We start from the raw sequence: 24,463 nt of genomic DNA, 5'->3' as shown, positions 1-24,463 counted from the left end.
CGGTCGTCATGGCCGCCCCGGCGCCTCGGACGTGCCGTCCAGCGCGTCGTCGATCGGCGCCTCGAGAGCCACCGGCGCCACTCGCTGGTCGTCCTTGTCCTTCTTGAGGCGGAACTTCTTCTGGCGCGGGTCGAACGCGTCGCGCAGACCGTCGCCGACGAAGTTCACGCAGAGGCAGATCACCACGATGAACAGGCCGGGCCACCAGAAGAGCCACGGGCGCGTCGAGAACGCCGCCTGGTTGTCGCTGATGAGCTTGCCCAGCGAGATGTCGGGCGCCTGGACCCCGAGGCCGACGTAGGACAGTGCCGTCTCGGTGAGGATCGCGGACGACATCAGCAGCGTGGTGTTGACCGTGATGACGCCGATCGCGTTCGGCAGGATGTGCTTGAAGATGATCCGCCGGTTCGAGGCGCCCGCGAGGCGCGCGGCGTCGACGAACTCGCGCTCGCGCAGCGTGAGGAAGTCGCCGCGGACCAGACGGGCCATACCCGTCCACGACACGAAACCGAGGAACACCGCGAGGAACCAGATCCCACCGAGGTGCTGCGAGGACTTCGCGATCACGGCTGCGGCGATGAGCGACGGGATGATGATGATCATGTCCGTGAAGCGCATCAGGACAGCCTCGACCTTGCCGCGGAAGTAGCCCGAGGACGCCCCGATCAGGATTCCGATCAGAGCCGACACGACGCCGACGATGATCATGATCGAGATCGAGATCTGCGTGCCGCGCATGGTCATCGCGAACATGTCACGGCCCACGCGGTCCTGGCCGAACGGGTGGTCACCCAGGTGGAAGGGGAAGAACTGCAGGCTGGGGTGCCCGCCGTTCACGATGTCCGGCGTCTCCTTGTAGCTGTACTTCCACCAGCCCGGGATGGGTCCGAGCCCGATCGAGCTGATCGCGAGGACCAGGACCAGCAGGAACACGATGATGCCGATGACGGCGCCCCTGTGGTCCATGAAGCGCTTGAAGACGATGCGGCCCTGCGACAGGCCGCGGACCTGCTCCTCGGGCTCCGGCGACGCGGGGGCCGGGGAGACCTCGTCCATGTTGCTCAGTGGCGATGTCATGCCTTCACCCTCACTCGCGGGTCCAGCGCGGAGTACGCCAGATCAGCCAACAGATTGAACACGACGGCGGTGATGCCCGTCACGATGGCCACGCCCATGACCGGGTTGGGGTCGATGCTCTTGATACCCGTGAGGAAGAGCTGGCCCATGCCCTGGAACGAGAACACGTTCTCCGTGATCACCGCGCCGCCGATCATGCCGCCGATGTCGAACGCGACGATCGTCGCGAGCGGGATCAGGGCGTTCCGGAAGGCGTGCCTGGTCACGACGACACGCTCCGACAGGCCCTTGGCGCGGGCCGTGCGCACGTAGTCCTGGCCCATCACCTCGAGCATCGAGGCCCGCGAGTAGCGCGTGTACGACGCGAGCGAGATGAGGATGATCGAGATCGTCGGGAGGATGAGGTGGGTCATCGTGTCGAGACCGGTGATCCAGAAGTCTCCGTCGAGCCCGGGGATCTTCGACCCGATGGTGGGAATCGGACGTCCTCGGACGAGTGGGTTGTCGGAGTACGACTGCCACGACTGCATGAACCGGTCGATCACGATCAGCAGGCTCATGCCGAACGTCGTGAGCATCGCCGCGCGGATCGACTGCGTGCGGTCGTAACCGCCCATGAAGTGACCGATCGCCCAGGCCACCGCCAGCGCGATCACCAGCAGGCCGATCAGCCCCCAGAAGCCGGTCCGGTCGAGGACGGGCTGCAGCGCGAAGTACGCGACCAGCCCGATCCCGACGCTGATCAGCGCCGAGTAGAGGGCCCTGCGGTTGCGCAGTCCCGCGAAGAGCACGGTGGCGCCGTAGGCGATCGCGACGCCGGTCACCGCGATGACCACCGGACCGAGCGACGGGGTCTGGAACCACTTGGTGGCCGACAGGAACACCAGGACGAGCGCCGTCACGACCGCGGCCACCGCGAAGGTGATGCCACGGCGCCGCCAGGTCCCGGCGACGATCACCGCCCACACCACGCCGGACACGAGCGCCAGCGCCACGATGACCCCGGGAGAGATGGTCGCCGTCGCGAGGAAGTTGTTGAACTTGATCGCGCCGAACTCCTTGAGGAGGACGGCGACCCAGAACACCGGGAGCGAGAAGAACAGGAAGCTCATGAACGTCACGGCGTAGTCGAGCGTCGAGTACTGCCGCAGGGCCGTCACGACGCCGATCGCGATGCCGAACACGATCGCGAGCAGGGTGGCCGCGGTCAGGAGCTGCAGCGTCGCAGGGATGGCCTGGCCGAGGGCAGCCGTCACGGGCTGGTTCTGCAGCGTCACGCCGAGGTCGCACTGGCCGATGAGGCACTTCGACGCGCCGCCGAGCCAGATGAAGTACCGCAGCACCGGGGGCACGTTGAGATGGAGCATCTCGGTGCGGACCGCGATCTGCGTGTCCTTGCTGGGCGAGTTGCTCGACCGGATCTCGGCGAGCGGATCACCGGAGTAGGCGATCAGCAGGTACACGATGAACGATGCACCCAGCAGGATGAAGAAGGAGGCTACGAGCCTCCGGACGATGTACGAGAGCATCGGAGAGGGATTCCCGTCTGAACAGAGCCGGCCGCCACGGGGTCGCCGCGACGATGGGCAGCCTTTGAAGTCTAGGTCAGCGAACGGGGTGCTCCGAATCCGGATTCGGGCCGCGGCGGACGTCGATGTCCGCCTCGTTCCTTCGTGTCCGGGTTAGCGGAGCCCGCGCTCACGACCGCGGGACCGCCGAAGGCGCCGGGACCCCGTGCGAGGTCCCGGCGCCTTCGAGGCCGGGGTCAGCCGTCGAGCGTCAGCTCTTGACCGTCCACTCCCAGACGTTCCACCAGACGCCGTTCTGGTTCGGGTTGAACGTGTCGATGCCGCCGACACGCGACGACTCGGCGTCCACACCGATCGACTGGAACAGCGGCAGGCCGTAGGCGTCGCTGAAGATGTCCTTGTCGATCTCCTGCTGGAGCTTGGTCTGCTCCGACTTGTCGGTCGTCTGGATCAGCTTCGACATCGCGGCGTCGGCCGACTTGTTCGAGTAGCCGTTGAAGTTCGAGCTCTGGCCCGTGCCGAAGATCTGCGGCACGCCCGAGACGCCCACGCCGGAGGAGATCCAGCCGAAGATCGAGGCGTCGTACGATCCGTCACCCAGGCGCGAGCCCCAGTTCACGTCGCCCTCGTTCTTGATCTTGAAGCCGGCCTTGGAGGCGGACTGCGAGATCAGCGTGAACGCGTCGACACGGTTCGGGTTGTCCGAGTTGTAGAGGATCCGGACGGTCGGCGTCGCCCCGTTGAGGAGCTTCTTGGCGCCGTCGATGTCGGGCTCGCCGTAGGCGCTCGAGCCGTTGTTGGCGACCGAGTCGGCGTAGCCCTCCTGGGCCGGGACGAAGAGCTGCGAGTTGAGCACCTTGGCGCTCGAGTCGAGCGGCGTGATGATCGCGTCCAGGATCGCCTGGCGCGGGATCGTCTTGAGGAACGCCTCACGGACGTTCTTGTCCTTGAACACACCGCTGAAGTTCAGGTCGATGTGGTCGTACGAGAGCTGGTTGCCCTTGTGGACCTGGACGCCGGGGACCTGGTCGAGCGCGGCCAGCGTGTCGGCGTTCGCCTGCGGGGCGATGACGTCGACCTCACCGTTCTGGAGCGCCTGGATCTGCGCCTGCGGGTCCGCGATCGTCCGGATGACGATCGAGTCCAGCTTGGCGGTGTGGTCGCCCTGGTACTTGGTGTTCGGCACGAGCGTGAGCGACTTGCCCTGGTCGATCGCCGAGACGATGTACGGGCCGTCCGAGAGGTAGAGCGACGGGTCGCTCGGCAGCGTCTTCGAGTCGAAGCCGGTGTTGAAGTAGTCCGAGATCTTCTTCAGCGTCGCGTTCGTCTTTGCCGGCTTGGACGGGTCACCCTTGGGCTGGTCCTGCAGCAGCTTGATGAAGGCGTCCTCGTTGGCGAGGCCGGCGTGCTTCCAGATGACGTGGGCCGGCGGGATGCCCTGGACCGAGTAGGCGCTCTCCCAGTCGGCGAACGGCTTGGTGTACTCGATGGTGATCGACTTCTTGTCGTCGCTCACGGTCGGGAACTTGGTGTCGTTCAGGCCGAGGGTCGAGCCCGCGTAGTCGAAGTAGTTGGTCCCCTTGGTGACCTTGCCGTCGGCGTTCGTCGTGCCGTCGTTGTACCAGCCCGACTCGACCGCCCACGCGAGGAGCAGGTCGTCCGCGCTGACCGGCGTGCCGTCGGACCACTGCGCCTTGTCGCTCAGGGTGTACTTGACGGTCAGCGGGTCCTGCTTCACGACCTCGTACGTGCCGAAGCTCGGGTCCTTCTGGAGCGTCAGCTTGTCGTCGACGTAGTTGAAGCCCGACTGCGTCGCGAGCGACACCTTCGAGTTGATGTCCGTGTTGCCGTTCGCGGTGAGCGAGTTGAACGAGAAGAACGCGTTCACCTCCGCCACGGTGATGGTGCCGCCGGTCTTCGCCGTCGCCGCCCCGGTCGTCGTCGACTTGGGGCTGTCGTCGGACGAGCTGCAGGCCGAGAACAGCAGGGCACCTGCGGCAGCGACCGCGACCGCGACGCCATATCGCCTGATCTTCAATGTTCCTCCTCGAGGGTGGACGTGCCCTGCACCGGAAGCCGCGCCGCGAGGGCGGCGGGGCTCCACGCCAGCGTGCAGGACCGTCGTTCGTGTGGGGCCACGGTACCCACGGTTGCGGTACCGGGCGGTAACGGCTACTGGCTGGTACGTTCGATCGTTATTGATTTGATACTGGCCGGTACGACGCGTTCACACGGGGCCGCCCAGAGAAACATGCGTGTAACAACAGTCGCGCCTCGTGGACACAGCGGTTCCGACGAGACGGACGAAGCGGGCGTGAGTCGTCAGCGTGAGGCGACGACGGCGACGACCACGCCCACGCCCACGACGGCCACCGCACCGCCGACGACGGCGGCCACCAGCCCGCCACGAGCGTTGGCGTCGAGCGCCGACCTCCACCCGGAGCCCGCAAGGACCCCGTCGATCCAGCGGGGCACGTCGGAGGACGAGAAGTCGACGTCCACCTGGCGCCCCACGCTCCCGTCGGTGCCGATCCCGTAGTCCACGCGACGACGCCGCGACCACACCCGACCCGACTGCACCTGGCCGCTGCCCCGGAGGCGACCCACGCCGGCCGCCCACTCGACGTCGTACAGGGTGTCGTTCCTGGCGTAGCGGCCGGGCTTCCTCGGGTGCAGCCGGCACACGAAGGTGGAGCTCAGGCGGTGCGCCTGGAAGAGCGTGTACCAGCGGGCGTTCGCGACGTCGTACGTGACGTCGACGCCGCCGTCCTGCAGAGGCGTGACGGCGAACGGCGCGTCGTCGGCGGCGCGCGCGAGCTGGGCCACGACCTGCTCCCACGGCCACGGGACCGGCAGGAGACGCGGGTCCGCGACCGGCGCAGGCGCCGGGACTGCGAAGGCGGCGGCCTCCGGCGCCGCGGGCAGGGCCTTCGCCCGGCGCCGTCGTCCCCAGACGGCGAGCCCCACGAGGATCCCCACCGCGAGCACGAGGAGCCCCACGCCGATCCCGAGCTCGACGTGCGCCGTCGTCCTCGAGGTCGTCTTCGCGGTCACCGCCTTGGCGGGCTGCCCCGGCGGGTACCGCAGCTCGACCGTGTCGCCCACGTGGGGGGTCCCGGTGGTCACGCCCTGCAGGCGCTTGCGCGTGAAGCTGTGACCGTCCGCCTCGTAGTCGAGGTAGATGCGGTACGTCGTGCTGCCGTGGTGGGTCCCCCCTCCCCCGGTCCTCCTGACGACGTCGCTGATCGTCGCCGTCGCCCGCTCGGTGTACGCCGTGTAGTCCTTCTGCGAGACACCGACGAGCACGCCGCCGAAGATCCCCAGGACCAGGGCGAACAGGAGCGCGACGGCAACCGCGGTGCTGGTCCGTCGCGCGAAGGGCCGGGATGCTGTCGTCGAGGTCACGCCGAGCATGATGGCACGACCCCCCGGAGCCCCGGGGAACGGTCCGGGCGGGCCGTTCAGTCCGCGTCGGCCTCCGGGACCTGGCGGCTGTCGCCCGCCTGCGCGGCGAGCTCGTCGAGGTGCGCCACGTAGGCACCCCACCACGCGGCGTCGCGGTCCGGGAGGTTGCTGTTCGTCGCGCCGAGCCCGACGGCGCCGTCGAGCAGCTCACGCACGATGTCCGCGTGACCGGCGTGCCGGTCGGTCTCGGCGATCACGTGGACCAGGACCTGGTGCAGCGTGACCTCCCTGGCGCCCCACCACGGCACGACGCCGGGCGCGTCGAGCGGCAGGGCCTCGATCGTGGCGTCGGAGTGCGTCTGGACGCGTCGGTAGAACGCCAGGACGTCGTCGATCGACTCGTCGGCCGTGGCCCACATGTCGGAGTTCGGCTCGGCGTCGTCGTCCATCCAGGGCATGGGCTCGGGGAACGGCCGGTCGAAGCACCGGCCCAGGTACTCGGCCTCCGTGGACGCGACGTGCTTCACGAGCCCGAGCAGGTTCGTGCCCGTCGGGGTCATCGGCCGCCGCGCGTCGCGCTCCGACAGACCCTCGAGCTTCCACTCGAGCGTCCGGTGCCCGCTGTCGAGGTAGTGCCGGAGCGTCGCCTTCTGGGCTGCTTCGTTCGCGTCGGTCATGGACCCACCGTCGCACGAGCCTCCGACGGGCGCGCCGGAATTCTTCTGGCCGGCCGGGCTCAGACGCGGCGCGCCAGCACCACGAGCTCGCCCACGCCCTCGCCGACCGGCTGACGCTCCCACCCGCCGTGCACCTGCTCGACGACGAACCCGGCCGCTGCGAGGTCGGCCCGCAGCCGCGCCTCCGAACGGAACACCAGCTCGCCGGCGTCGACGGCGTGCGTCCCGTCAGGCAGCAGTGCGTGCTCCGCGAGGTGGACGAGCCACGTGTCGGTGGGGCCGCCGTCGGGCCCCGTCTCCTCGACACGCATGACCTCGTGCCAGCCCTCGAAGGACGTCCCGTCGGGAAGGGCCGCCCGGCCGCGCGACCGCTCGGGGGTCCAGCGTTCCCACGCGCGCACCGCCGGGTCGCGCGAGTCGAACGCCAGCAGCCCACCGGGCACGAGGGCAGCGTGGAGATCGTCGAGCGTGCCGTGCCACATGCCCTCGTCCGTGATCGCCTGCGCGACGTGCGACGTCATGAGCGCCGTGTCGAAACCCGCGCCGGGTGGGATCTGCTCGGACGTCCCCACCACCCACACGACGGCGTCCGCCCCGGGCTTACGCCGCGCGGCCGCGACCGCGCCGTCGTCGGGGTCGATGCCCGTGACCCGATGGCCCTCCGCCGCGAGCGCGAGCGTGAGCCGACCGGTCCCGCAGCCCAGGTCGAGCACCCGGGAGCCCTCGCGTCCGCCGACGAGCGCGAGGAAGAAGTCGTCGTCGGCCGCCCAGACGTTCTGGGCGTCGTAGAGCGCGGTGCGGTCGTCGTCCGACAGGGTCGGCGTCGTAGGGCTCATGGCATCGACGGTAGACGCCGCGCTCGCCGGTCGTCCCCGGGAAATCAGGGACGTCTCACGCAGCGGCCGGAGGTGACGCCCTGTCGCGCACGCTGCGTGTCAGCCGAGGAGGCGACCGTCGCGGGTCAGCGTGACCCCGGCGACGACGTCGTAGCCGAGCCCGTCGAGCTCCTCACCGAGGTCGCGGCGTACGGCGTCCTCGTCGGCCACGTCCCAGTCGGTATCCGGCACGACGAACCCGACGTCGACGTACAGCCGGCGCCCGAGCTTCGTGGTGCGCACGAGCGGGTCGGGCAGCCCGTGCCGGGCACGCACTCGCTCCGCGGCCGCCGCGACGGCGTCGGCGATCTCGCGGGGCGCGGCGGCCTCGAGCAGCTCACGGCCGCCCTCGCGCACGAGGCCCAGCGCCATCGGCAGCATGAGGAGCGAGGCGAGGAGGACGAGCGACGGGTCCAGGTAGGCGGCGACGCGATCGAGGTCTTTCCGCATCAGGAGCTCGGCGGCGAGCCCGCTCAGCACGACGACGCCGCTGAGCAGCGCGCCCGACCGCCACGACACCAGCTCCGCCCGGGCCAGGGCCGAGCTCGGCGCGTACCGTGCGAGCAGCAGCGCGACCGTGACGCTCGCCGCCGCAGCGACCACCCCGTAGCCAGCGACGGCCGCACCGGCGGCGTCCGAGCCGCCCGAGACGATCACGGTCACCGCCTCGCTCGCGCCGTACGTCAGCGCACCCAGCAGCGCGGCGCCCTGGACCGCGACTGCCAGCGGCGTGGCCGCGTGCCGCCCGTACGGGTAGTCCGCCGTCGGACGGGACGCGGCGACCCGCGCGGCGACCATCGACACCGCGACGAGCGCGATCCCCGCGAGCGTGACCACGCCGTCGAACAGCACGAGCTGGGATCCGACCGCGGCGCCCCACGCCACGCCGGCGAGCCCCAGGATGCCCGAGCCCACCATGCTCACGACGAGCGCGCGCGTCTCGCCGCGAGGCGCGCCCGGCGTCGTCGGACGCGAGGACGGGCGCGGGTCGCTCATCTCCGCATCCGCCCGGTGCGCTCGTTCCCGCGCCGGTAGTTCCCGGTGACGCGGGCGAGGAGCTGCTGGTCGGTCGCGTCGTCGACGCCGAGGCTCGCGACGAGCTTCTCCGCCGCCCGACCGGCGACCGTCACGACCTCCCGGCCGCCGCGGAAGACGCGCACCGTCCCTGCCTTGGTCACCTGGAAGTCGAAGGGGTCGTCGTCGAGGGCCACGGGTGCAGCCTGACGGATCGTCGCCGACGGGGCGAGGTGAATGCCCGGCGCTCGGTACGGTGGCGTGATGGGTGACGTGCTGGACGAGGGGCCGTTCTACCACGGGACGAAGGCGCAGCTGCAGGTCGGGGACCGCCTCACCGCGGGCTTCCGGTCCAACTACCGCCCCGAGGTCGTGATGAACCACGTCTACTTCACCGCCCTGCCCGACGGCGCAGGGTTGGCCGCCGAGCTCGCCGCCGGTGACGGGGAGCCGCGGGTGTACGTGGTCGAGCCGACCGGCGAGTTCGAGAACGACCCCAACGTCACCGACAAGAAGTTCCCGGGCAACCCGACGCGCTCCTACCGCACCGCCGCGCCGCTCGTCGTCGTCGGCGAGGTCACCGACTGGACCCGCCTCACGCCCGAGGCGCTCCAGGCGTGGCGGGACCGGCTCGCCGCCATGGTGGCCGAGGACCGCGCGGAGATCATCAACTGATCGGCGCCGGTCACCGGAGAGGCGTCCCTGCGCTACCGTTCACGGCCTTCCTGCACTACGTCACTCCGCCGGGCGACGCGTCAGGTGGAGCAACGGATATAGGGGCGCCCGTCGCCGTCGAGCGCGCTCCTGCCGACGACGTCGAACCTGCGCCGCCGGTAGAACGCCAGGGCCTGCGAGTTCTGCTCGTTGACGTCGACGGCAGTCACGCCGAGCGCGACGACGTACGCGAGCAACGCCGCACCCGTCCCGCGGCCCCGCTCGGCGTCGTCGACGAACAGCATCTCGAGCCGGTCCTCGACCCTGCCCGCGAACCCGACGACGGTCCCGTCGCGCTCCGCGACGTAGAGCTCCACGTGCGGGAAGTAGTCGGACGCGAGTCGCGCCTCGATCGCGTCGCGGTCCTCGGCGGCGAGGAAGTCGTGCGTGGCGTCGACGGCGCTCTGCCAGACTGCCACGAGCCGCGGGTACTCCTCCGGCCCGCGCACGCGGCGCACCGGCACACCGGACACCGGCTGGGTCGTCACCATCTCATCCGACCTTTCGGGACCGCGCGACACCCTGCCGCACGGGCCAGCACCTATCCCGGCAGGTCACCCGGTGCGTCGATCTGCGGGTCCGGGCCGCCGACCGCCCGCCGATAGGCGGCCGCCAGCTGTTCACTGGGACGGGGAGCGTCCGGATCCGGACGCGGGATGCCGAGGTGGAGCTCGCGGAGCTCGTCCATCAAGGCCTCGAGGAGCTCGGGGCCGCCGTTACGGAGCAGCTCCGCGCGCACGCGCAGGCGTTGCTCGCCCGAGCGGTGCGCCAGCCCCCAGGTGCCGAGGGCGGCCATCACCGGGAGGACCTCGATGCCGGACTCGGTCAGCGAGTACTTCGCCCGTTGACCGCGGTGCGCCTCGTCGCGGGTAAGAAGACCGGCCTCGACGAGCCGCTTGAGCCGGCTCGCGAGGATGTTCGAGGCGATGCCCTCCTCGGACCCTGCGAGGAGCTCACGGAAGTACCGGCGGTTACCGAACACGATGTCGCGGAGCACCAGCATCACCCACGGGTCACCGAGCACCTCGACGGCGGCGTTGATCGCACACCCCGATCGCGGCGCCCGTGTCATCCTGTGCCTCCGGCACCTAGTGCTTGCAAGTGAAAACCACCTGGGCCTACAGTATCGAGACAGATTGCAGACTGCAATCAGTCACCACGGAGTCGGACGACACGGAGGGCCCAACGATGAGCCACTACATCATCTATTTCAACCAGCAGTGGGTGGGCGACCACACCGCCGAGTGGTTCGCCAGCCGCGGGCCCCTCGCGAACGCCGTCGTCTCCGAGATGCGGGACGCCGGGGTCCTCGTGTTCGCGGCAGGCGTGGACGAGGACGTCGATGCCGCCGTCACCGCCGACGCGACCAGCGGCTCGGTGGCGATCACCAGCGGGCTGTACGCGCCGGCCGAGCAGTACATCGGCGGGCTGACGATCGTCGACGTCGCCGACGACGATGCGGCGACCGAGTGGGGCGGCAGGATCGCCGAGGCGTGCGGCTGGCCGCAGCAGATCCGCCGCGTCTACTGACAGACCGCAGCTCGGAGCCGCTCAGCGCAGCAGACGATGCGGGAGAACGAGGCAGGCCAGTCCGCCGACCTTACCGTGAAGCGTGAATGCCACTCTGGCCGGCGAGGAGCGAAACGGATGACCAGCGCGGCGCCGACGGGAGGCGCCCGCCACAGCGACCCTCCCGACCAGTCGCACCCCGGCAGACCAAACCCCACTAGCCCCAGAATTCGCAGAGAATCGGGACTGGACTGTCAGACGCCGACACGCCCCGCGCCGCTCACGCCCGCGACGGGCCGCGAGCGCCACACTCAGCCGCGTGAACACTCCCGCCGAACCGGCCGACGAACCGACCCTCCCCGCCGACTTCACCCGCCGCTGGTGGATCGTCCTCCTCACCAAGCCGCCGACCTCCTCGACGACGCCGAGACACTCCACCAGAACAACTCATTCGCCCGAGCCCGTTCGCTCGCGGTCCTCGCCCGCGAGGAAGCGTTGCCCTGGTGCGAATTCAAAGAATCCAATCTTGCCTAAGGCCTGCCCTACCGAGTTTCTGCACCGTGCGGTAACGCTAGTGCGCACTGAAGAACCAGTGACGGCCACCATTAGCAGAAGTTCGAGCGAAAATCTAAACTCCACCGCGTTCCGGCACGTACGGCCATCACGGACGAAGTCCCCTCATGACGAGGCGAAACGTTCGGCGATCTCGGCTGCGACCACGTCCACAGACTGCTCTGACGTGTCAAACTCCAGAACCTCGTCGGACCACGCCGCGTAGTCAGTGCGTCGACGCAATACGTCGGACCAGGTCGGCTCACCAACATGGGAGAGACCGCGATCCCTCTTGCCGATCCGCCGCTCATGCTCCTGCACGTCGGAGATCACCAAGTGCACGAAGTCGAGATGCGCACCAGTTCGCGCGGCCGCCGTGCGCCAGGTCTGCCGCGCCTCCTCGCTGTCGTTGACAGCATCCACGACGACATCGAGGCCGAGCCGCAGATTCTGCTCTGCCATCGCACGCGTGGCCTCATACGCAGCGACACCGACGCGCCACCCCGACGGCAAACCGCAGGCGAGGATCGCCTCCTCGACCGCGTCGATGGACAGGTGGACCGACCCCGTGCGTGCAGCGATGGCCTCGGCAACGCTCGTCTTTCCGACACAGGGAAGTCCCGAGAGCACGACGAGACGACCGGTCACGCGACCGCCAACGGGGTGATCGAAGCGATCTGCTCTCCCGCCCGGTCCTCGGCACGGTCCAGCTCGTAGTGGCTCTGCAGGTTGATCCAGAACTCCGCCGACGTCCCGAAGAACTTCGCAAGCCGGAGCGCGGTGTCCGCCGTGATGCCTCGCTTGCCGTGCACGATCTCGTTGATCCGCCGCGGCGGCACCCCGATCGACACCGCCAGCTTGTTCTGCGTGATGCCGAATCCCTCGATGAAGTCCTCCATGAGGACCTCACCCGGGTGGATCGGCTCGATCCTGTCAGTGGTAGTCAACGATCTGCACCTCCTCCGGTCCGGCGTCGGTCCACACGAAGCAGATGCGCCACTGGTCGTTGATCCTGATGCTGTGCCGCCCGGCCCGATCACCCTTGAGCGCCTCGAGCCGATTGCCGGGCGGGACGCGAAGGTCCTCGAGAGTCTCCGCGGACCCCACCTGACGCAGCTTGCGCAGTGCGACGCGATGGATCCTCGGATCGATGGACCGCACGCGCTCACGACGCCACAGCCGTTCGGTCGCCTTGTCGCCGAACGATCTGATCATGGAGCCAGTCTATAACGACATCCGTCAATAACGCTAGACGTTAAATCGGAATTCGACCACGTCGCCGTCGACCATGACGTAGTCCTTGCCCTCGATCCGGGCCTTGCCGGCCGAGCGGGCGTTCGCGACCGAGCCCTGCTCGACGAGGTCCTCGAACGACACGACCTCGGCCTTGATGAACCCGCGCTCGAAGTCGGTGTGGATGACGCCGGCGGCCTGGGGCGCCGTCCAGCCCTGGTGGATCGTCCAGGCGCGGGCCTCCTTGGGCCCGGCGGTGAGGTAGGTCTGCAGGCCGAGGGTGTGGAACCCGACGCGCGCGAGCTGGTCGAGGCCGGACTCCTCGAGCCCCGCCTCCCCCAGCATCTCGGCAGCGTCCTCGGGCTCGAGCTCGGCCAGGTCGGACTCGAACTTCGCGTCGAGGAAGATCGCGTCCGCGGGCGCGACGAGCGCCCGCAGCTTCGCCTGGAAGTCGGCGTCCGCGAGGCCGGCGTCGTCGGTGTTGAAGACGTAGATGAACGGCTTCGCGGTGAGGAGCTGGAGGCTCGCGACGTCGTCGAGGTCGAGCTTGGCCTCGGCGGCGCCGCCCGAGAGCGTCTTGCCGGCCTCGAGGATCGCGTTCGCGGCGCGGGCGGCCTCGAGGAGCTTCGCGTCGCCCCGCTTGATCTTGTTCTCCTTCTCGAGGCGCGGGAGCGTCTTCTCGAGGGTCTGGAGGTCGGCGAGGATCAGCTCGGTCGTGATCGTCTCGATGTCGCTCGCCGGGTCGACCTCGCCGTCGACGTGCACGACGTCGGGGTCCGCGAACGCCCGCGTGACCAGGCAGATCGCGTCGGCCTCGCGGATGTTCGCGAGGAACTTGTTGCCGAGACCCTCGCCCTCGCTCGCGCCCTTGACGATGCCCGCGATGTCGACGAACGACACGGTCGCCGGGACGATCCGCTCGCTGCCGAAGACCTCGGCGAGCGTGCCGAGCCGCGCGTCGGGCAGGGGCACAACACCCACGTTGGGCTCGATCGTCGCGAACGGGTAGTTCGCGGCGAGAACCTGGTTGCGGGTCAGCGCGTTGAAGAGGGTGGACTTGCCGACGTTGGGCAGTCCGACGATGCCGATGGTGAGAGCCACGGGAGACGAGTCTACGGGGGTAGCGTCAGGCGGATGTCCTCTCACGCGTCCGACACCCCCGTCCTGCGTACCGACCGCCTGCTCCTGCGCCACTGGGACCCGACCGATCCCGACGACGTCGACTTCCTCTTCGACATGTACGCCCGGTGGGACGTCCAGCGCTTCATCGGGCGCGTGCCGCGCGTCATGGAGAGCCGTGACGAGGCCCTCGCCCGTGCCGAGGCGTGGGCGGGCCACGGCGACGTGGCCCCGTTCGGGATCTGGGCCGCCACGCGAGCCGACGACGGCGCCCGCCTGGGCAGCATCCTGCTCAAGTCGATCCCGGCCTCCGGCCCGACCGAGCCGCTCGCCCCGTCGGGCGACACCGAGATCGGTTGGCACCTGCACCCCGACGCGTGGGGGCACGGCTACGCGTCGGAGGGCGCGGCCGTCGTGCTCGCTGCGGCGTTCGGGGCCGGGCTGGACCGGGTCGTCGCCGTGACCCACCCGGACAACGCCGCGTCGCAGGCGGTGTGCCGGCGCATCGGGATGACGTCGCTCGGGCTCAGCGACACGTACTACAACACGACGTGCGCACTGTTCGAGGCGCGCTCGATGCGCGAGTGACAGGCGTGTCATTCGGGTCGTGTCGGTGGCCGCTGGCACCCTGGCCGGTATGACGACGGTTCTCGTGGGACTCGGTGCCCTGCTGGTCGGGGTCGTGCTCGGCTACCTGCTCCAGGTCGTGCGCGCGGGCGCGCACGGACGCGATCTCGAGCTGCGGGCGGTCCGCGCGGAGGAGTCGCTGGCGGCGCTCCAGCGTTCCGCCGCGGCGCAGCTCGAGGGCGCGCGTTCCTCGGCGGACCAGCAGGTCGAGCAGCAGATCCGCCAGACGGCGGCCCAGGTCGCCGCGCTGCGCCAGCAGGCTGACGAGCGGGTCGCCCAGGCACAGCGGGCCGCCGACGAGAAGGTCGCGCTCGCCGAGAAGGCGGCAGCGCAGCGCGTCGCGGCGGTCGAGGCCGACCAGGCCCGGCTCGCCGAGCAGTTCCAGGGCGTCGCGAACAAGGTCCTCGCGGTGAACAACGAGCGGTTCCTCGAGCTCGCGACGCAGCGGCTCGGGCAGGCCACCACCGTCGGGTCCGCGGACCTCAAGGCGCGCCAGGAGGCCGTCCAGGCGCTCGTCGGCCCGCTCACGGAGAACCTCGAGAAGATCCGCGTCCAGGTCGAGGAGACCGAGAAGCAGCGGCTCACGGGGACGCTGGACCTCAAGCACCAGGTCGTCGAGATGCGCGCCGAGGCGGAGCGCCTGCGCAAGGAGACGAGCCAGCTCAAGAACGCGCTCGGCAAGTCGCAGGTCCGCGGCGCCTGGGGCGAGCTGCAGCTCAAGCGGCTCGTCGAGGCGTCCGGCATGCTCGACCGGGTCGACTTCGAGGAACAGGTCCGTGTGTCCGACGGCGCGCTGCGGCCGGACCTCGTCGTCCGGCTCGCGGGCGGCAAGTCCATCGTCGTCGACGCGAAGGTCTCGCTCGCCGCGTTCCTCGAGGCGCAGGAGACCGAGGACGACACCGTGCGCGCCGATCGGCTCGCCGCCCACTCGCGCCACATGCGTCAGCACGTCGACGACCTGCACAAGAAGGAGTACTGGGAGCAGTTCTCCCCGGCACCCGAGTTCGTCGTCATGTTCGTGCCGGCCGAGTCGTTCCTGTCGGCCGCGATGGACCAGGACGCCGCCCTGCTGCAGTACGCGCTCGAGCGCAACGTCGTCCTCGCGAGCCCGATGACGCTGCTCGCGCTCCTCCGGACCGTCGCCTACGCCTGGCGGCAGGAGGCGCTGGCCGACAACGCGCAGCAGGTCCTCGACCTGGGCCGCCAGTTCCACAGCCGCCTCGTCGCCATGACCAAGCACGTGACCAAGATGGGCCGGTCGCTCACCTCCGCGACCGAGAGCTACAACGGCTTCATCGGCTCCCTCGAGCGCAACGTCCTCACGTCGGCGCGCCGGTTCGCCGAGCTCGAGGTCATCGACCCGTCGCAGGTCATCGGCGAGCTCGAGGGCATCGACGACGCCGTCCGGCCCATCACCAAGGCCGAGCTGCTGCCCGCCGAGGCCGGGGACGTCGTCGCGATCGACGACAAGCCCGACGAGATCGACGCGGGTTCGCGCGCGGCCGGCTGACCTTCGCCGCCCGCCGTCGTCGCCGGACCCCGGGTCGACTCAGCGCGCGACCAGGCCGTCGACGAGCAGGTCGAGCAGCCTGCCGACCTGGGCCGTGTCGTGCACGCCGCGCGTCACGAGGAAGGTCCCGACGACGGCAGCCGTCACGTCGTCCGCGTCGAGCCCCCACCGAAGCTCGCCGGCGGCCTCTCCGTCACGGAGGAACGCCGCGACCACCTCGACCACCCGCTCGCGCGTCCGAGCCGCTTCGGCCGCCCCGGCGAGCGCCCCGGCCTGCAACGACTCGGCGAGGCCGTGCTTGGCCGCGATGAAGTCGGCATACCGGTGCAGCCACGCACGCAGCGCCTCGGCCGGTGGCTGCTCGGCGCGTATCCGTGCGGCGGCGTCGAGCGCCGCGTCGAGCTCGACAGCCCGGTCAGGCCGGCTGGACCCCGAGGCTCCGGCGCCCGCCGCGCTCCGGACGACCGGCGACCTCGCCGCTCCCGAGGTCGGCTCGCAGCTCGCGGGGCAACGAGAACATGAGGTCCTCGGTCGCGGTGCGGACCTCCTCGACGTCTCCGTATCCCCGCTCCGCGAGGTAGGCGAGGACGTCCTGGACGAGGATCTCCGGGACGGACGCACCGGACGTGACGCCGACGGTCGTGACGCCGTCGAGCCACGCGGGGTCGATCTCGGCGGCACGGTCGATGCGGTGCGACGCGCGCGCCCCGGCCTCGAGGGCCACCTCCACCAGACGCACCGAGTTCGACGAGTTCGCCGACCCGACGACGATCACGAGGTCGGCCTCGGGCGCGAGCTTCTTCACCGCGACCTGGCGGTTCTGGGTCGCGTAGCAGATGTCGTCGCTGGGCGGGTCCTGCAGGGTGGGGAACTTGTCGCGCAGGCGCCGGACGGTCTCCATCGTCTCGTCCACCGACAGGGTCGTCTGCGAGATCCAGACCACCTTGTCGGGGTCACGGACGGTGACCTGGTCGACGTCGTCGGGCGAGTTGACGACCTGGATGTGCTCGGGGGCCTCGCCCGCGGTGCCCTCGACCTCCTCGTGGCCCGTGTGGCCGATGAGGAGGATGTCGAAGTCATCGCGCGCGAACCGCACGGCCTCGCGGTGGACCTTGGTCACCAGGGGGCAGGTGGCGTCGATGGTCTCGAGCCGGCGAACGGTCGCGGCCTCGCGGACCGCGGGCGAGACCCCGTGCGCGGAGAACACGACGCGCGCCCCCTCGGGAACCTCGTCGGTGTCCTCGACGAAGATCGCGCCGCGCTCCGACAGGGTCGCCACGACGTGCTTGTTGTGGACGATCTCCTTGCGCACGTAGACCGGCGCACCGTAGTGCTCGAGGGCCTTCTCGACGGCGACGACGGCCCGGTCGACGCCCGCGCAGTACCCGCGGGGGGCTGCGAGGAGGACGCGGCGGTGCTGCGTCGTCGGGCCGGTGGAGGGGACCGTGGTGGTCGGAGAGGTCACGCCCCGAGTCTAGGCGAGCGCCCGCGCGCGACCCCGAGACGGGCGTCACGTCCGCGACACCGCCACAGCACCTCCGCGTCGCACTCGGCTCACCCTGCGTCGCACTCGGCGGGCGGGTGGGACGTGTGGGCGGGATAGGGCAGGGTGGTGCTGTGACCGACCTGCCCGAACGCGCCCTCGACACGAGCGCCGAGCACCCGTGGCCCGTGCGGCTGCTGTCGAGCAAGATCGCCGCCTACGTCGACCGGATGTCGCCGGTCTGGGTCGAGGGCCAGGTGGTCCAGCTCAACCGCCGCCCGGGATCGGGCTACTGCTTCCTCACCCTGCGCGACACCGACGCCGACGCCTCCCTGCCTGTGTCGATGCTCGCCCGCGTGCTGGAGGCGCCGGGCGACGCGGTGCACGAGGGTGCGCACGTCGTCGTGCACGCGAAGCCCACGTTCTGGACCAAGCGCGGGACGCTCCAGCTCCAGGCGTCGGCGATCCGCGCGGTCGGCGTCGGCGAGCTGCTGGCGCGGATCGAGCATCTCAAGCGCATCCTCGCCGCCGAGGGCCTGTTCGACGCGGACCGCAAGGTTCCGCTGCCGTTCCTGCCCGCGGTCGTGGGGCTCGTGTGCGGGCGGGAGTCGAAGGCAGAGCACGACGTCGTCGTGAACGCGCAGGCGCGGTGGCCGCAGGTGCGGTTCGAGATCCGCGAGGTCGCGGTGCAGGGTCAGGGCGCGGTCCCGCAGGTCACGGAGGCGATCGCCGAGCTCGACGCGCGACCCGAGGTCGAGGTGATCGTCGTGGCGCGTGGCGGTGGCGCGGTCGAGGACCTGCTGCCGTTCAGCAACGAGACCCTCGTACGCGCCGCAGCCGCGTGCCGGACGCCGCTGGTGAGCGCGATCGGCCACGAGACCGACTGCCCGCTGCTCGACCTCGTCGCCGACTACCGCGCGTCCACCCCGACGGACGCCGCGAAGCGCATCGTCCCTGACGTCCGCGAGGAGCGGCAGCGGCTGACCCAGGCCCGGACGCGGTTGCGTGGGGCGGTGCGGTCGCGGCTGGCCCACGAGGGCGAGCGGTTGTCCGCGCTCCGCTCGCGCCCCGTCCTCGCCCGGCCGGAGACCATGGTCGAGATCCGCGAGCTCGAGCTCGAACGGCTGCGCGCCGCGGGCCGACGGGCGCTCGACGGCGCCCTCGTCCGGGCGTCGGGCGAGGTGGGGCGCCTGGCGGCGCAGGTCCGCGCGCTCTCCCCCGCCGCGACGCTGGAGCGCGGGTACGCGGTCGTGCAGGGCCCGGGAGGCGGCGTGGTCCGCGCGCCCGACGACGTCGCCCCCGGGGACGCGCTCCGAGTCCGGGTCGCGGGGGGCGAGCTCTCGGCCGAGGTCACCGCTCCTCCGCGGGCCGATGCCCGGTCGGACGACGTGCCCGGCCCTCGGACGAAGCGCAAGAAGACCGCCGATCGTGTGGAAGGATCCATCGCGTGAGCACCACAGCACCCCGACCTTCGACTGACAACGCTGTCGCGGCGCTGAGCTACGAGGAGGCCCGCGACCAGCTCGTCGACGTGGTCTCCCGGCTCGAGGCCGGCGCCACCACCCTCGAGGAGTCCCTCGCGCTCTGGGAGCGCGGCGAGGCCCTCGCGGACCGGTGCCAGCAGTGGCTCGACGGCGCTCGCGAGCGCCTCGAGGCGGCGCGCAGCACGGCACCGACGGGCGCACCCGCCGACGCCGACTCCGCCGAGGACACGGAGGCGTCGCTGTGACCCGGGCCGTGGCGGGCGACGCGCTCGTCGTCGGCGAGGCGCTCATCGACGTCGTGCACCGTGCGGACGGGACCGTCGACGTGCACCCCGGCGGCAGCCCGGCCAACGTCGCGCTCACGCTCGGCCGGCTCGGGCGCCCGGCGCGCCTGCTCACCTCGTTCGGCGGCGACGCCTACGGCGACCGCATCCGCTCGTGGCTGCGCGCCTCGGACGTGAGCGTCGTCGAGGGATCGGACGGCGCGGCACGCACCTCGGTCGCCACGGCCCGCTTGTCGGAGACCGGGTCCGCGACCTACGAGTTCGAGCTCGAGTGGGCTCTCCCCCCGGTCACGCTCGACCCGGCCGAGACCGCCGTGGTGCACACCGGCTCGATCGGCTCCGTCCTGGAGCCCGGCGCGACGGGCGTCCTGTCGGTGCTCGACGCGCACCGTGCGCACGCGACCGTCACCTACGACCCGAACCTCCGGCCGTCGCTCATGGGCTCGGCCGCCGCCGTCGCGCCGCGCGTCGACGAGCTGGTGCGCCGCTCGGACGTCGTGAAGGTCTCGGACGAGGACCTCGCCTGGCTGGCGCCCGGCCGCGACCCGGTCGACGTCGCGCGGGGCTGGCTCGCGCTCGGCCCGTCGCTCGTCGTCGTGACGCTCGGCGGCGAGGGCGCGGTCGCGGTGACCGCGCAGGGCGTCACGGGCGTCCCGGCGGAGCGGGTCGAGGTCGTCGACACGGTCGGCGCAGGCGACTCGTTCATGGGTGCGCTGATCGACGGGCTGTGGCACGAGGGCCTGCTGGGCGCGGCCAACCGGCCGGCGCTGCGCGCGATCTCGGGCGACGCCGTCGAGCGGGTCCTGGCGCGCTGCGTCCGCGTGGCCGCGATCACGGTCTCGCGCGCCGGCGCGAACCCCCCGCGGCGGGCCGAGCTGGAAGCGACCGAGCTGTAGCGACCGCCGGCCGCGGCCTACGCGGCCGCGCCCTCCTTCGCTGCCCGGGCCCGGGCGCGCTCGATCGAGGCCTTGCGGTCGGCCTCGTTCTCCTCGTCGAGCCGCGTCGCCTCGGCCTCGTCGTAGGTGAGGTTCTCGGTGGTCTCGGGGTCGAACACGAGCATCTTCGCGGGGTCGAACCACAGCGCCGCGGTGTCGCCGTCCCGCACGCGCGACGCCGAGTCGAGGTTGACGACGAACTGGGTGCGCAGCGCCTCGGAGTCGAGCTGTCGCTCCAGCTCGGCGAGCTTCGCCTCGACGGCCTCGTGCGTCTGGAACGGCACGTACGCGTAGAGCTCCGACCCGAGCCACTCGGTCACGTCGACGTTCGCCTCGAACTGGAACGACCCGTCGCGCGGCTGCGTGAGCTTCGCGTCCTCGAACGCCTCGGGCCGGATCCCGACGATGACGAGCGAGCGGTCCCCGGCGGCTCTTGCGACCCGGTCGGGCAGGTCGAACTCGCCGAACGGGAGGCGGATCTTCCCGCCGCCGAGCTCCCCTGGCAGGAAGTTCATGGGCGGCGACCCGATGAACCCGGCGACGAACAGGTTGACGGGCTGCTCGTAGAGGGCCCGCGGGCTCGCGACCTGCTGCAGCTCCCCCGCGGACAGGACGGCGACCCGGTCGCCGAGCGTCATGGCCTCGGTCTGGTCGTGGGTGACGTACACGGTCGTGGTGGCGAGCGACCGCTGCAGCCGCGCGATCTCGGTGCGCATCTGCCCGCGGAGCTTGGCGTCGAGGTTGGACAGCGGCTCGTCGAACAGGAACGCCTGCGCGTTGCGGACGATCGCCCGCCCCATGGCCACGCGCTGCCGCTGCCCACCGGACAGGTTCGCTGGCTTGCGGTCGAGGTGGTCGTTGAGCTCGAGCATGTCCGACGCGCGCTCCACGCGGCTCTTGATCTCCGCCTCGCTGAACTCTCCGCGGTGCAGGCGGAGCGGGAACGCGATGTTCTCCCGCACGGTGAGGTGGGGATAGAGCGCGTAGTTCTGGAAGACCATCGCGAGGTTGCGGTCACGCGGCGCCTTCTCGTTCATGCGCTCGCCGCCGATGAGGAGCTCGCCGTCGGTGATGTCCTCGAGCCCGACGATCATCCGCAGCAGCGTCGACTTCCCGCAGCCGGAGGGCCCGACGAGGATCATGAACTCGCCGTCGGCGATGTCCAGGCTGATGCCCTTCACAGCGAGGAAGCCGTCGCCGTACTCCTTGACGATGTTCTTGACGTCGATGGATGCCATCACTGAGCTCCTCGGTCGCGTGGGTGGGTCATCCCTTCACCGCTCCCTGGGTCAGGCCGGACACGATCTGGCGCTGGAAGAGGATGACGAGGATCACCACGGGGATCGTGACGACCACGGCGGCCGCCGAGATCGCCCCGGTGGGCTGTTCGAAGTAGGAGGCGCCGGTGAAGAACGCGAGCGCCGCCGGGACGGGCCGTGCGCGGTCGGACGACGTCAGCGAGATCCCGTAGACGAAGTCGTTCCAGGCGATGAAGAACGCGATGAGCGCGGTCGTGAACACGCCGGGCGCGGCGAGCGGGACGATGGCCTTGCGGAACGCCTGCCAGGGCGTGGCCCCGTCGACCTCGGCGGCCTGCTCGAGCTCCCACGGGATCTGCCGGAAGAACGCGGCGAGCGTCCAGATGGAGATCGGGAGCGTCAGGGACAGGTACGGGATGATCAGGCCGAGCCACGTGTCGTAGAGGCCGATCTCGCGCCAGAGGTTGAACAGCGGCGTGACCAGCGACACCACGGGGAAGATCGACACGCCGAGCGCAGTGGTGAGGATGATCCGCTTGCCCGGGAAGTCGAGGCGCGCGATGGCGTACGCGGCGACGGTCGCGAGCACGACGGCCACGAACGTCGAGATCAGCGAGATGCCGATCGAGTTCCGCAGCGCCGACAGGAACAGCGTCTGGGCGCTGCCTCCCGACGAGAGGATCTGCTGGTAGTTCTCGGTGCTCCAGTGCGGCGGGAGGAACGTCCCGGAGTTGATCTCGGAGGACGACTTGAAGCTCGTCGCGACGATCGACGCCACGGGGAACAGCGCGAACACGATGACGACGACGGCGATGACCGTCCACCAGAACCGCTGCCGGGCGGTGAGCGCGGTGCGCATCAGGACTCCCCCCTCGCTCCGGCCAGATCGACCTTGAAGAGCTTGATCGCGATGAAGCAGATGCCGACGACGCACAGGAACAGCAGCACCGAGACCGCGGCGCCGAGCCCGATCTGGAGCTGGCTGATCGATTGTCGGTAGGCGAGCAGCGACAGCACCTCGGTGCCGTTGGCGCCCTTCGTCATGATGAAGACGTTGTCGAAGATGCGGAACGCGTCGAGCGCGCGGAACAGGACCGCGACCATGATCGCGGCCTTCATGTTGGGGATGATCACGCGCATGAGCCGCTGCCACGCGGTCGCGCCGTCGACCTCCGCGGCCTCCTCGAGGTCGCCCGGCACCTGCGCGAGGCCGGCGAGCAGGAGGAGCGAGATGAACGGCGTCGTCTTCCACACCTCGGACGCCATGATGACGAACAGCGACGTGCCGCGGCTCGCGAACCAGTTGAGGTCCGGGCTGATGCCGGGCACCCAGTCGAACCAGTGGTTGACGTAGCCCGAGGTGATGTCGAACGCGTAGAACCACGCGAACGCCGAGACGACCGTGATGATCCCGTAGGGCACGAGGATCGCCGTGCGGAGCAGACCCCGCAGGCCGCGGACCGCGCGGTGCATGACGAACGCGAGCGCGAACCCGAGGATCAGCTCGGCGATCACCGTGATGACGGTGATGAGGATCGTCGTCCAGAACGCCTGCCACCACACGGGGTCGGTGAGGATCACCCAGTAGTTGCGCAGGCCGATGAACTTGCGGCCGCTCGGGTCGGTGAGCTGGTCGCGGAACAGCGAGTCGTAGACGGCCTGCACGATCGGGTACGCGGTGACGGCAAGCATCACCACGAACGCCGGACCGGCGAGGTACCAGCCGAGCCGCGCCTCGGCCTTCGCGCGGTCGCTGGCCTTCGCCTTGTGGTGGGCCTGCGCGGTGGTCGCGGTCATAGCAGTCGGTCCCCTCGCAGCACGGCGGTGATGAAGTCGGAGGACGTGCGTGGCGTCGTGTCCGGGTCGATCCGGTTCACCGGGTACCAGGTGCGCTGCAGCCCGGTGGAGATCTGGTTGTAGAACGGGGTCTGCGGCCGCGGGGCCGCGTCCTCGAGCGACTTCCGGATCAGCGCGTACATCGGGTACGCCTTCTGGACCTTGGGGTCGTCATAGGCCTTGAGGCTCGCGGCCGGGTTCCCGTCCGAGATGAAGTACTGCGCCTGGTGCTCGGGGCTGACGATGCACTGCGCGGCGTCGAACGCGAGGTCGGTGTGCGACGTGAAGGCGCCGACGCCGAGGCTGATCCCGCCGAACGGCGGCCGCGCCTGCTTTCCCTCGGTGGTCTGCGGGTACTCGGCCCACCCGATGTCGTCGAGCACCGACTGGTCGAGCGACCCGCTCTGGACCGCGGTCTGCGTCGAGGTCCAGACGAACGGCCAGTTCACCATGAACGAGCCGTTGGTCCCCTGGAAGAGCGTGAGCGACGCGGGCTCGTCCTCGCTCGGGAGGCCCGGCCCCCCGACGCCGGACGTCCCGATCTTCTGCATGATCGTCGCCGCGGCCTTGCCCTCCGGGGTGTCGAGCCCGAGCTTGGCGTCGTCGGCGGACGCCTCCGGGTTCGTGAGGATCTCCCCGCCCGCGGAGGCGATGAGCGCGTTGATCCAGACCGTGAGCGACTCCGCCTTGGCGCCCTGGACGGCGAGCAGCTTGTCCGTCTTCTTCGCCGCGTCGATGAGCTGGTCCCACGTGACGGGCTTCGACATGTCCAGGCCGGCCGCCTTCGCGACCGACTTGCGGTACCAGAGGAGCTGCGTGTTGGCCCAGAACGGGAGCGCGACGATCTTGTCGCGCCACGTGGACGCGGCCACCGCGCCCTTGGCGACGCCGTCGGTCGAGGCGGACGCGACGTCGTCGGGCACGGGGGCGAGGAACCCCGCCTCGGCGAACTCCGGCACGACGACGGGGTCGAGACTCATGAGCGCGATCGACGAGTCGTGCGCCGCGAGGCGCCTGGCGAGCTGTTCGCGCTGCGACGCCGCGTCGCGCGGGAGGAGCTGGGTCACGATCCGGTACTTGCCGTCCGAGGCGTCGGAGCACTGCTGGGCGATCTTCGCCTGCCCGCCGTTGTCGGGGTTGATGTACCAGTCGAGCGTCGGCACACCCGAGCCCGTCGACGCGCACGCAGCGAGCGGCGCGACGAGCCCCATCGTGAGCCCCACGGCGAGCCACCGACGACGCCGCGTGCGGCCTTGCCAGCTGTGCACCCTCACCACTCCCCCCGGAGGCGACGGCGGTGTCGTCCCCTTCGTCCGGCACCGGTCCGGTCCTTCTCCAGGG

General features: G+C 70.5%; 28 protein-coding genes. 8 read left to right on the top strand and 20 right to left on the bottom strand.

Annotation, left to right across the window (positions count from 1 at the left end; translation table 11 throughout):
- Positions 1-6: 6 nt before the first annotated feature.
- The 8 genes from KDY119_RS05450 to KDY119_RS05415 form a co-directional block, all read right to left on the bottom strand.
- Positions 7-1,077 (bottom strand): ABC transporter permease, encoded by a 1,071-nt coding sequence (locus tag KDY119_RS05450; protein ID WP_083890951.1) that lies wholly within the window; start codon positions 1,075-1,077, stop codon positions 7-9.
- Positions 1,074-2,606 (bottom strand): ABC transporter permease, encoded by a 1,533-nt coding sequence (locus tag KDY119_RS05445; protein WP_036952044.1) that lies wholly within the window; start codon positions 2,604-2,606, stop codon positions 1,074-1,076. The genes KDY119_RS05450 and KDY119_RS05445 overlap by 4 nt, the downstream gene beginning before the upstream one ends.
- A 250-nt stretch (positions 2,607-2,856) precedes the next feature.
- Positions 2,857-4,644, bottom strand: coding sequence for an ABC transporter family substrate-binding protein (locus KDY119_RS05440; protein WP_036952047.1), 1,788 nt, complete (start codon positions 4,642-4,644; stop codon positions 2,857-2,859).
- A gap of 284 nt (positions 4,645-4,928) precedes the next feature.
- The gene (locus tag KDY119_RS05435) at positions 4,929-6,011 is read right to left on the bottom strand and encodes a DUF3592 domain-containing protein (protein ID WP_194174350.1); all 1,083 of its coding nucleotides are present in this window, start codon (positions 6,009-6,011) and stop codon (positions 4,929-4,931) included.
- Positions 6,012-6,067: 56 nt separating this feature from the next.
- Positions 6,068-6,688, bottom strand: a complete 621-nt coding sequence (locus tag KDY119_RS05430; RefSeq protein WP_036952055.1) for a DinB family protein — start codon at positions 6,686-6,688, stop codon at positions 6,068-6,070.
- 59 nt (positions 6,689-6,747) lie between these two features.
- Complete coding sequence (locus KDY119_RS05425; RefSeq protein ID WP_051136701.1) at positions 6,748-7,524, bottom strand: class I SAM-dependent methyltransferase; 777 nt, start codon at positions 7,522-7,524, stop codon at positions 6,748-6,750.
- A gap of 99 nt (positions 7,525-7,623) precedes the next feature.
- Positions 7,624-8,559 carry a cation transporter gene (locus KDY119_RS05420; protein WP_153022036.1) on the bottom strand — a complete coding sequence of 312 codons (936 nt, stop codon included), beginning with the start codon at positions 8,557-8,559 and terminating at the stop codon, positions 7,624-7,626.
- On the bottom strand, positions 8,556-8,774 hold the full coding sequence (locus KDY119_RS05415; RefSeq protein ID WP_036952058.1) for a hypothetical protein: 219 nt from the start codon (positions 8,772-8,774) through the stop codon (positions 8,556-8,558). The genes KDY119_RS05420 and KDY119_RS05415 overlap by 4 nt, the downstream gene beginning before the upstream one ends.
- Before the next feature lie 67 nt (positions 8,775-8,841).
- Between KDY119_RS05415 and arr the strand changes: the two genes are divergently transcribed.
- The gene (gene arr, locus KDY119_RS05410) at positions 8,842-9,252 is read left to right on the top strand and encodes an NAD(+)--rifampin ADP-ribosyltransferase (protein ID WP_036952060.1); all 411 of its coding nucleotides are present in this window, start codon (positions 8,842-8,844) and stop codon (positions 9,250-9,252) included.
- An 80-nt stretch (positions 9,253-9,332) separates the two neighbouring features.
- On the opposite strand, the gene KDY119_RS05405 is transcribed toward arr, so the two are convergent.
- A complete protein-coding gene (locus tag KDY119_RS05405) occupies positions 9,333-9,779 on the bottom strand; it encodes a GNAT family N-acetyltransferase (protein ID WP_227994532.1) in 447 nt (148 codons plus the stop codon).
- Between the two features lie 53 nt (positions 9,780-9,832).
- The gene (locus KDY119_RS05400; RefSeq protein WP_051136703.1) at positions 9,833-10,363 is read right to left on the bottom strand and encodes a winged helix-turn-helix transcriptional regulator; all 531 of its coding nucleotides are present in this window, start codon (positions 10,361-10,363) and stop codon (positions 9,833-9,835) included.
- 116 nt (positions 10,364-10,479) lie between these two features.
- On the opposite strand from KDY119_RS05400, the gene KDY119_RS05395 reads away from it, so the two are divergent.
- Positions 10,480-10,821: a YciI family protein gene (locus KDY119_RS05395; RefSeq protein ID WP_036952062.1), complete on the top strand. Its 342-nt coding sequence runs from the start codon at positions 10,480-10,482 to the stop codon at positions 10,819-10,821.
- 36 nt (positions 10,822-10,857) lie between these two features.
- Positions 10,858-11,334, top strand: a complete 477-nt coding sequence (locus KDY119_RS19395) for an AbiV family abortive infection protein (RefSeq protein WP_083890952.1) — start codon at positions 10,858-10,860, stop codon at positions 11,332-11,334.
- A gap of 144 nt (positions 11,335-11,478) precedes the next feature.
- Here KDY119_RS19395 and KDY119_RS05385 read toward each other — a convergent pair whose 3' ends face one another.
- The 4 genes from KDY119_RS05385 to ychF are packed head-to-tail and all read right to left on the bottom strand — an operon-like array spanning position 11,479 to position 13,686.
- Positions 11,479-12,000: an AAA family ATPase gene (locus KDY119_RS05385; RefSeq protein ID WP_036952065.1), complete on the bottom strand. Its 522-nt coding sequence runs from the start codon at positions 11,998-12,000 to the stop codon at positions 11,479-11,481.
- The gene (locus KDY119_RS05380; RefSeq protein ID WP_036952067.1) at positions 11,997-12,299 is read right to left on the bottom strand and encodes a HigA family addiction module antitoxin; all 303 of its coding nucleotides are present in this window, start codon (positions 12,297-12,299) and stop codon (positions 11,997-11,999) included. Before KDY119_RS05380 ends, KDY119_RS05385 begins: the two co-directional genes overlap by 4 nt.
- On the bottom strand, positions 12,286-12,567 hold the full coding sequence (locus tag KDY119_RS05375; RefSeq protein WP_036952070.1) for a type II toxin-antitoxin system RelE/ParE family toxin: 282 nt from the start codon (positions 12,565-12,567) through the stop codon (positions 12,286-12,288). Before KDY119_RS05375 ends, KDY119_RS05380 begins: the two co-directional genes overlap by 14 nt.
- A gap of 33 nt (positions 12,568-12,600) precedes the next feature.
- Positions 12,601-13,686, bottom strand: coding sequence for a redox-regulated ATPase YchF (gene ychF, locus KDY119_RS05370; RefSeq protein WP_036952073.1), 1,086 nt, complete (start codon positions 13,684-13,686; stop codon positions 12,601-12,603).
- A gap of 33 nt (positions 13,687-13,719) precedes the next feature.
- Here ychF and KDY119_RS05365 point away from each other — a divergent pair, with 33 nt between their 5' ends.
- A complete protein-coding gene (locus tag KDY119_RS05365) occupies positions 13,720-14,292 on the top strand; it encodes a GNAT family N-acetyltransferase (protein ID WP_227994530.1) in 573 nt (190 codons plus the stop codon).
- A gap of 49 nt (positions 14,293-14,341) precedes the next feature.
- The gene (gene rmuC / locus KDY119_RS05360; protein ID WP_051136705.1) at positions 14,342-15,841 is read left to right on the top strand and encodes a DNA recombination protein RmuC; all 1,500 of its coding nucleotides are present in this window, start codon (positions 14,342-14,344) and stop codon (positions 15,839-15,841) included.
- Positions 15,842-15,880: 39 nt separating this feature from the next.
- On the opposite strand, the gene KDY119_RS19390 is transcribed toward rmuC, so the two are convergent.
- Together KDY119_RS19390 and KDY119_RS05350 are read right to left on the bottom strand one after the other, a co-directional pair.
- Positions 15,881-16,183, bottom strand: a complete 303-nt coding sequence (locus KDY119_RS19390) for an SbtR family transcriptional regulator (RefSeq protein WP_407657434.1) — start codon at positions 16,181-16,183, stop codon at positions 15,881-15,883.
- Positions 16,184-16,256: 73 nt separating this feature from the next.
- A complete protein-coding gene (locus tag KDY119_RS05350) occupies positions 16,257-17,306 on the bottom strand; it encodes a 4-hydroxy-3-methylbut-2-enyl diphosphate reductase (RefSeq protein WP_036952075.1) in 1,050 nt (349 codons plus the stop codon).
- Between the two features lie 152 nt (positions 17,307-17,458).
- Between KDY119_RS05350 and xseA the strand changes: the two genes are divergently transcribed.
- The 3 genes from xseA to KDY119_RS05335 are packed head-to-tail and all read left to right on the top strand — an operon-like array spanning position 17,459 to position 19,988.
- Entirely contained in the window at positions 17,459-18,775 is a 1,317-nt protein-coding gene (gene xseA, locus KDY119_RS05345) for an exodeoxyribonuclease VII large subunit (RefSeq protein ID WP_153022035.1), read from the top strand.
- Complete coding sequence (locus KDY119_RS05340) at positions 18,772-19,053, top strand: exodeoxyribonuclease VII small subunit (protein WP_194174345.1); 282 nt, start codon at positions 18,772-18,774, stop codon at positions 19,051-19,053. The genes xseA and KDY119_RS05340 overlap by 4 nt, the downstream gene beginning before the upstream one ends.
- The gene (locus tag KDY119_RS05335) at positions 19,050-19,988 is read left to right on the top strand and encodes a carbohydrate kinase family protein (protein ID WP_036952081.1); all 939 of its coding nucleotides are present in this window, start codon (positions 19,050-19,052) and stop codon (positions 19,986-19,988) included. The genes KDY119_RS05340 and KDY119_RS05335 overlap by 4 nt, the downstream gene beginning before the upstream one ends.
- Before the next feature lie 17 nt (positions 19,989-20,005).
- Here the strand turns inward: KDY119_RS05335 and KDY119_RS05330 are convergent, their stop codons facing one another.
- Genes KDY119_RS05330 through KDY119_RS05315 form a run of 4 tightly spaced genes read right to left on the bottom strand, consistent with a single transcriptional unit; the run spans position 20,006 to position 24,333 of the window.
- Positions 20,006-21,265, bottom strand: a complete 1,260-nt coding sequence (locus tag KDY119_RS05330; protein ID WP_036952084.1) for an ABC transporter ATP-binding protein — start codon at positions 21,263-21,265, stop codon at positions 20,006-20,008.
- Between the two features lie 28 nt (positions 21,266-21,293).
- Complete coding sequence (locus tag KDY119_RS05325) at positions 21,294-22,145, bottom strand: carbohydrate ABC transporter permease (protein WP_036952086.1); 852 nt, start codon at positions 22,143-22,145, stop codon at positions 21,294-21,296.
- Positions 22,145-23,083, bottom strand: coding sequence for a carbohydrate ABC transporter permease (locus KDY119_RS05320; RefSeq protein WP_036952088.1), 939 nt, complete (start codon positions 23,081-23,083; stop codon positions 22,145-22,147). The genes KDY119_RS05325 and KDY119_RS05320 overlap by 1 nt, the downstream gene beginning before the upstream one ends.
- A complete protein-coding gene (locus KDY119_RS05315; RefSeq protein ID WP_051136772.1) occupies positions 23,080-24,333 on the bottom strand; it encodes an extracellular solute-binding protein in 1,254 nt (417 codons plus the stop codon). The genes KDY119_RS05320 and KDY119_RS05315 overlap by 4 nt, the downstream gene beginning before the upstream one ends.
- Between the last annotated feature and the right edge of the window lie 130 nt (positions 24,334-24,463).

This window comes from Luteimicrobium xylanilyticum, from assembly GCF_009429125.1.
Lineage (GTDB): Bacteria > Actinomycetota > Actinomycetes > Actinomycetales > Cellulomonadaceae > Luteimicrobium > Luteimicrobium xylanilyticum.
This window is presented reverse-complemented; position numbering and strand designations above follow the sequence as displayed.

Bases quoted from the DNA above. Each gene is read 5' to 3' on its own strand.
- KDY119_RS05450 (WP_083890951.1), bottom strand. From the start codon at position 1,077: ATGACATCGCCACTGAGCAACATGGACGAGGTCTCCCCGGCCCCCGCG.
- KDY119_RS05445 (WP_036952044.1), bottom strand. From the start codon at position 2,606: ATGCTCTCGTACATCGTCCGGAGGCTCGTAGCCTCCTTCTTCATCCTG.
- KDY119_RS05430 (WP_036952055.1), bottom strand. From the start codon at position 6,688: ATGACCGACGCGAACGAAGCAGCCCAGAAGGCGACGCTCCGGCACTAC.
- KDY119_RS05425 (WP_051136701.1), bottom strand. From the start codon at position 7,524: ATGAGCCCTACGACGCCGACCCTGTCGGACGACGACCGCACCGCGCTC.
- KDY119_RS05420 (WP_153022036.1), bottom strand. From the start codon at position 8,559: ATGAGCGACCCGCGCCCGTCCTCGCGTCCGACGACGCCGGGCGCGCCT.
- arr (WP_036952060.1), top strand. From the start codon at position 8,842: ATGGGTGACGTGCTGGACGAGGGGCCGTTCTACCACGGGACGAAGGCG.
- KDY119_RS05400 (WP_051136703.1), bottom strand. From the start codon at position 10,363: ATGACACGGGCGCCGCGATCGGGGTGTGCGATCAACGCCGCCGTCGAG.
- KDY119_RS05395 (WP_036952062.1), top strand. From the start codon at position 10,480: ATGAGCCACTACATCATCTATTTCAACCAGCAGTGGGTGGGCGACCAC.
- KDY119_RS19395 (WP_083890952.1), top strand. From the start codon at position 10,858: ATGCGGGAGAACGAGGCAGGCCAGTCCGCCGACCTTACCGTGAAGCGT.
- KDY119_RS05375 (WP_036952070.1), bottom strand. From the start codon at position 12,567: ATGATCAGATCGTTCGGCGACAAGGCGACCGAACGGCTGTGGCGTCGT.
- KDY119_RS05365 (WP_227994530.1), top strand. From the start codon at position 13,720: ATGTCCTCTCACGCGTCCGACACCCCCGTCCTGCGTACCGACCGCCTG.
- rmuC (WP_051136705.1), top strand. From the start codon at position 14,342: ATGACGACGGTTCTCGTGGGACTCGGTGCCCTGCTGGTCGGGGTCGTG.
- KDY119_RS05330 (WP_036952084.1), bottom strand. From the start codon at position 21,265: ATGGCATCCATCGACGTCAAGAACATCGTCAAGGAGTACGGCGACGGC.
- KDY119_RS05325 (WP_036952086.1), bottom strand. From the start codon at position 22,145: ATGCGCACCGCGCTCACCGCCCGGCAGCGGTTCTGGTGGACGGTCATC.
- KDY119_RS05320 (WP_036952088.1), bottom strand. From the start codon at position 23,083: ATGACCGCGACCACCGCGCAGGCCCACCACAAGGCGAAGGCCAGCGAC.
- KDY119_RS05315 (WP_051136772.1), bottom strand. From the start codon at position 24,333: ATGGGGCTCGTCGCGCCGCTCGCTGCGTGCGCGTCGACGGGCTCGGGT.